Here is a 6,222-nt window from a genome sequence, read left to right as displayed (position 1 = left end):
TCCCCGCTTTGCCCGCGCTGCGGCTGCCCCCCATGTCCATCACGTCCCCCACCGACTTGTTGAGCCCCTTGGGGGTGATGCCGTGTTCAAGGTTGTGGGCGTGCTGCAGGGTGCGGCGGCGCTCTGTCTCCTCGATGGCCACCCTCATGGAGTTGGTGATGGTATCCCCATAGAGAATGACCTTGCCGTTGAGGTTGCGGGCAGCGCGGCCTATGGTCTGGATCAGCGATCGGGTGGAGCGCAGGAAGCCCTCCTTGTCCGCATCCAGAATGGCCACCAGGGAGACCTCCGGCATGTCGAGCCCTTCGCGCAACAGGTTGATGCCCACCAGCACGTCGAACTTGCCGAGGCGCAGATCGCGGATGATCTCCACCCGCTCGACCGTATCGATGTCGGAGTGCAAGTAGCGCACCCGCACATCGTGATCCGCCAGATACTCGGTCAAGTCCTCCGACATCCGCTTGGTGAGCGTGGTCACCAGCACCCGCTCCTCGACCGCGACACGCAGCCGGATCTCGGAGAGCAGATCGTCCACCTGGGTGGTGACAGGGCGCACCTCGATCTCGGGATCGAGCAAGCCGGTGGGACGCACCACCTGCTGCACCACGTCGCCACCGGACTTGTCCAGCTCGTAGGGGCCCGGGGTAGCCGACACAAACACGGTCTGCGGCATCAGCGATTCGAACTCATCGAACTTCAGCGGCCGGTTGTCGAGCGCCGAGGGCAGCCGGAAGCCGTACTCCACAAGCGTCTCCTTGCGGGATCTGTCCCCTTTAAACATGGCGCCGATCTGCGGCACCGTGACGTGGGACTCGTCGATGATGAGCAAGCCATCCCCCGGCAGGTAGTCAAACAGGGTGGGCGGCGGCTCCCCCGGCGCGCGGCCAGAGAGGTAACGGCTGTAGTTCTCGATGCCGGAGCAGTAGCCCAGCTCCTGCATCATCTCCATGTCGAACTGGGTGCGCTGGCTGATGCGCTGCTCCTCCACCAGCTTGTTGAGCGACAACAGCTGCTCCCGACGGCTCTTCAACTCCACTTTGATGTGCTCGATGGCACCCAAAATGGTCTCGCGCGGGGTGGCGTAGTGGGTCTTGGGGTAGATGGTGTAGCGCACGACCGTTTGCTCGATGGCGCCGGTCAGGGGATCAAACTGGGAGAGCCGCTCCACCTCTTCGTCAAACAGCTCCACCCGCAGCGCCAGCTTGTCCGATTCGGCGGGGTAGATGTCTATCACCTCGCCACGCACCCGGAAGGTGCCACGCTGAAACGCCATGTCGTTACGGGTGTATTGCAGCTCGGCAAGACGGCGCAGTATGTCCCGCTGATTGATCACGTCCCCGACTTTGAGGTGCAGCATCATGCTGAGGTAGGCCTGAGGATCCCCCAGACCATAGATGGCCGACACAGACGCAACGATGATCACGTCCCGCCGCTCCAGCAGGGCCTTGGTGGCCGACAACCGCATCTGTTCTATGTGATCGTTGATGGAGGCATCCTTCTCGATGAAGGTGTCCGTGGTCGGCACATAGGCCTCGGGCTGGTAGTAGTCGTAGTAGGAGACGAAATACTCCACCGAATTCTCGGGGAAAAACTCTTTCATCTCGCCATAGAGCTGGGCCGCCAGCGTCTTGTTGGGGGCCAGTATCATGGTGGGGCGGTTGAGGGTCGCGATCACGTTGGCCATGGTGAAGGTCTTGCCCGAGCCGGTCACCCCGAGCAGGGTCTGGTGGGCGAGGCCCGACTCGATGCCATCGAGCAGGCGGGCGATCGCCTCTGGCTGATCTCCCGCAGGTTCAAACTGGCTGGCCAACTGGAATAACTTGCTCATGACGACTCCCGACAAAAAACAGCAAGGCAGAAGTGTACTCCGAGTTGGGGTAACCTGGGTATCCACTCTCTTGCCAAAGCGGCTATTGACCTCGAAAAGCGAGCTCTGTATAGTGCCCCTCCTTGCCTGATGTTCCCCCGTAGTTCAGTCGGTAGAACGGCGGACTGTTAATCCGTATGTCACTGGTTCAAGTCCAGTCGGGGGAGCCAATTCCTCACCATCTCGGTGCAAGTTATCCACTTTAGTACTTTCCTCTGCCAATTTTAATGCACAAGCCGCGCCCTGCGGTGACAACCTCTATTTGTTTCCTCTCCTGGCTCGACAGCGTTTTGTTCTGCCATACATAACTATTTGATTTTTATAGAAACATTTTTTTTCAGGTATTTTTTGAACAGCCCTTGCACCCCAGTATTGGCGCGGCCTGCAGGCTGATCACCAAGTTTCATGAACAGGGTTATCCACAGATTCTGTGGGTAAGTCAGCCAAAGCCAGTCACGGCCTAGCTTCGCAGGCCATCGCCGCCGGCGACGGCCCATTTCCGTTGCGATCCCCACTTTCTGCTGTTTTTGAGCGCCACTTCAAATGGGTCAAAAGGCCACTGATCAGATACTTTTTCCAGATATCTTTTCGCCATCCCGTGCACCATGGGTCATCCCCCCTCCCGCCCCCCAATACTGGTTTCCATTTCGGTCCATGGCCCCCAGTCAGATATGCTGAAAAAATGCGAAACCTGGCCGCCAAACAGCAGGTAATAAATTTTCCAGCGGGTTGTACGGGCCGGGAGCGCAGATAGCAGGAATCACTCATTGACAGCGGGGCAAACAGACGAAAATAGAGGTTATTTTCCTGCCAGCCCCGAGGTTTCCCTCGACCATGGCAGCAGCGGGACGCTTTACTGCCGATTAATCCCCCTTTGACACTTCTTTATTGGTGAGGGATCCGGCACAATATCGGCCCCACTTTTTTCCTCGGTTTTTCCGGGCATGACCATAGATTTCGTGACACTGCTACATCAAAGCGACTCCCTGCTGCTGTTCGTGGTACTGGCCTTCGGCCTGCTACTAGGCAAAGTCAGAGTCGGTAATTTCCAGATTGGCAACACCATAGGCGTGCTGTTTACCGCCCTGCTGTTCGGCCAGATGGGCTTCGAGTTCACCGCCACCACGGAGAACGTCGGCTTCATGCTGTTCATCTTCTGCGTGGGCATAGAGGCGGGACCGCACTTCTTCAGCGTCTTCCTGCGCGATGGCATCCACTACATCACCCTCACCCTGGTGATCCTGCTGACGGCATTGCTGTTGACGGTGGGACTGGCCAAGTTCTTCAACCTGGGGCCAGGCATGGCGGCAGGTATATTGGCGGGTTCACTCACCTCAACCCCGGCCCTGGTGGGGGCACAGGATGCCCTGCGCAGCGGCCTGCTCAATCTGCCCCACGGCACCGACATGCAACCCGTGCTCGACAACATGGGGATCGGCTATGCCCTGACCTATCTGGTGGGCCTGGTGGGGCTGATGCTGGTGGTGCGCTACCTCCCCTCCCTGGCACGGCTGGACCTCAACACCGAGGCCCAGAAGATAGCCCGCGAGCGGGGGCTCTCCGACAGCGAGAGCCGCAAGACCTATCTGCCCATCATCCGCGCCTACCGGGTCGGCCCCGAACTGGCAGCCTGGATCGGGGGACGCACCCTGCGTGAAACCGGCATCTATCCCCACACAGGTTGCTATGTGGAGCGGATCCGTCGCAACGGCATACTGGCAAGCCCGGATGGTGACGCCGTCATCCAGGAGGGGGACGAGATCGCCCTGGTCGGTTATCCCGAGAGCCACGAGAAGCTTGACGTCAACTATCGCAACGGCAAGGAGGTGTTCGACCGCAACCTGCTTGACCTGCAAATAGTCACCGAAGAGATAGTGGTGAAAAACGATGCTGTGGTGGGCCGCCATCTGGTGGAGCTCAACCTCACCGAGAAGGGCTGCTTCCTCAACCGGGTGGTGCGCTCCCAGATCGAGATGCCGTTCGATCGCAACATCATGTTGCAAAAGGGCGACGTGCTGCAGATCAGTGGCGAGAAGCAGCGGGTCAAGCTGCTGGCCAACAAGATAGGCTTCATCAGCATCCACAGCCAGACCACGGATCTGGTGGCCTTCACCACCTTCTTTGTGCTGGGTCTGCTGATCGGTTCCGTCTCGCTGGTGTTCGGTCAGCTCGAGTTTGGTCTGGGCAACGCCGTCGGCCTGCTGCTGGCGGGGATCCTGATGGGCTACCTGAGAGCCAACCACCCCACGGTCGGCTATGTGCCGCCGGGCGCCCTGCGACTGGCCAAGGATCTGGGACTCGCCGTCTTTATGGTGAGTACGGGTCTGAAAGCCGGTGGCGGCATCCTCGATCACCTCAGTGAGGTGGGTATGGTGGTGCTCTTCTCAGGCATGCTGGTGACCACGCTGCCAGTGCTGGTGGGCTACCTGTTCGGGATTTGGGTGCTGAAGATGAACCCGGCCCTGCTGCTGGGGGCCATCACGGGCGCCCGCACCTGTGCCCCGGCGATGGATGTGGTCAACGAGGCGGCCAACAGCTCCATCCCTGCTCTCGGCTACGCCGGCACCTATGCGGTGGCCAACGTCATGCTGACCCTGGCGGGCTCCTTCATCATCGGCTTCTGGTTCTAGCACCGGATCGCACCACAACAAGAAGGGGACCATATTGGCTCCCTTCTTCATTTCCCCCCCATCACCCGCACGCAACGTCGACCCACAGCGCCGCTTCTCACCCGGCCTAACCAGACGAAGCCTCTCATACCGCCATGACCAGAATGAACACAATGACCACAACAGCCTTAATAGCCATTACGGTCAGATTGTTCTCCAACCAGATACGATTAATTAACCTCTTTGCAACAATCATAAGGAGTACACCATGTTGCAAGGAACCCTCAAGCGTACCCTGCTCTGCTGCCTGCTTGGCGCCAGCCTCGGCGTGCAAGCCAAGATAGATGAGATTCATTTCCTGATCCCGGGTGGCGCCGGCGGTGGCTGGGACAATACGGCCCGGGGCACGGGCGAGGCGCTAACCAAGTCCGGCCTCATCACCACCGCCTCCTATCAGAACATCTCGGCCGGTGGCGGCGCCAAGGCCATCGCCCACCTGATCGAGACCTCGGCCCAGTCCAACAAGACGCTGATGGTCAACTCCACCCCCATCATCGTCAAATCCCTCTCCAAGGAGCTACCTCAATCCTTTAGGGATCTCACCCCGGTCGCCGCCATCATTGCCGATTATCAGGCGCTGGCCGTGCCGCTGGACTCCCCCTACCAGAACTGGCCCCAGCTGCTGGCAGCCTATGAGGCCAACCCCGCCAAGGTGAAGATAGCCGGCGGCTCCGCCCGTGGCAGCCTGGATCACCTGGTGGCGGCCATGACCTTCAAGAATGCCGGGGCGGATGCCAGCAAGCTGCGTTACGTGGCCTATGACGCTGGCGGCAGCGCCATGGCAGCGGTGCTGTCAGGGGAAACCCAGGTGCTCTCCACCGGCTTTGGCGAGGCGATGGAGGCGGTCAAATCCGGCCAGATGCGGATCCTCGGTGTCACGGCACCCGAGCGCATGCCGGATGCCAGCGAGATCCCCACCTTCAGCGAGCAGGGTAACCCGACTGTCTTTGCCAACTGGCGCGGCTATTTTGCCTCCCCCGCCGTCAGCGTCGAAAAATCCGCCGAATTCGCCGCCCTGCTCAAGCAGATGTACGACAAGCCAGAGTGGGAAACGGTCCGGGCCCGCAACAGCTGGACCAATCTCTACCAGTCCGGTCCCGAGTTCATCGCCTTCCTCAACCAGCAGGAGCAGCAGATTGGCGGCCTGATGCGCGAGCTCGGCTTCATCAAGTGATCCCTCAACCTGTGGCGGGCCAGTCCCGCCCATCGGAGTCATCGTCATGCACCTGACCAAGGAGCGATTCGGGGGGCTGCTGTTTTTGCTGCTCTCCCTCGCGTACGGCTATCACGCCACCCTGATCCCCGGCTACCCCGGGGACGAATATGAACCCTTTACCGCCAGCACCCTGCCCTATGCCCTGGCTGGCGTCGGCGCCCTGCTCTCCCTGCTGCTGATCTGCTTTCCGGGCGGGGAGCGGCTGCAGCGCGAAACGGGCAACTGGCGGCTGGTATTTGCCCTGCTGCTGCTGATGCTGGTCTATGGGATGGCCCTCGGCTGGCTCGGCTTTGTCATCGCCACCACCTTGTTCCTCATCGGCGGGATCCGCTTGATGGGCGAGCAGAGCCTCGCCTTCGCCTGCAAGGTAAGCCTGCCCTTCACCCTCATCTTCTGGGCACTGCTGACCAAAGGGCTCAACGTTTACCTCGAGCCGGGTCGGCTATTCACGCAACTGCTGGGATAAGGAG

Annotated in this window: 4 protein-coding genes and 1 tRNA gene; 4 read left to right on the top strand and 1 reads right to left on the bottom strand. The window is 60.3% G+C overall.

Annotated features, from left to right (window positions below):
• Window positions 1-1,828, bottom strand: a 1,828-nt coding sequence (uvrB, locus tag BN1129_RS02315) for an excinuclease ABC subunit UvrB (protein ID WP_042034231.1), incomplete at its 3' end; no start/stop codon positions are given.
• A 133-nt stretch (window positions 1,829-1,961) separates the two neighbouring features.
• Here uvrB and BN1129_RS02310 point away from each other — a divergent pair.
• The 4 genes from BN1129_RS02310 (at window position 1,962) to BN1129_RS02295 (ending at window position 6,218) form a co-directional block, all read left to right on the top strand.
• A tRNA-Asn gene (locus BN1129_RS02310) sits at window positions 1,962-2,037 on the top strand.
• Window positions 2,038-2,811: 774 nt separating this feature from the next.
• Window positions 2,812-4,497, top strand: a complete 1,686-nt coding sequence (locus tag BN1129_RS02305; RefSeq protein WP_042034229.1) for an aspartate:alanine antiporter — start codon at window positions 2,812-2,814, stop codon at window positions 4,495-4,497.
• Window positions 4,498-4,744: 247 nt separating this feature from the next.
• The gene (locus BN1129_RS02300) at window positions 4,745-5,710 is read left to right on the top strand and encodes a tripartite tricarboxylate transporter substrate binding protein (protein WP_042034228.1); all 966 of its coding nucleotides are present in this window, start codon (window positions 4,745-4,747) and stop codon (window positions 5,708-5,710) included.
• A gap of 46 nt (window positions 5,711-5,756) precedes the next feature.
• Window positions 5,757-6,218, top strand: coding sequence for a tripartite tricarboxylate transporter TctB family protein (locus tag BN1129_RS02295; protein WP_042034227.1), 462 nt, complete (start codon window positions 5,757-5,759; stop codon window positions 6,216-6,218).
• The last annotated feature ends 4 nt before the right edge of the window (window positions 6,219-6,222 follow it).

It is taken from the genome of Aeromonas popoffii, assembly GCF_000820025.1.
Lineage (GTDB): Bacteria > Pseudomonadota > Gammaproteobacteria > Enterobacterales > Aeromonadaceae > Aeromonas > Aeromonas popoffii.
The sequence above is the reverse complement of the archived record's forward strand: the minus strand, read 5'-3'. Positions and strand labels throughout refer to the sequence as shown.

Coding starts and splice junctions, on each gene's coding strand:
- BN1129_RS02305 (WP_042034229.1), top strand. CDS start 2,812: ATGACCATAGATTTCGTGACACTGCTACATCAAAGCGACTCCCTGCTG.
- BN1129_RS02300 (WP_042034228.1), top strand. CDS start 4,745: ATGTTGCAAGGAACCCTCAAGCGTACCCTGCTCTGCTGCCTGCTTGGC.
- BN1129_RS02295 (WP_042034227.1), top strand. CDS start 5,757: ATGCACCTGACCAAGGAGCGATTCGGGGGGCTGCTGTTTTTGCTGCTC.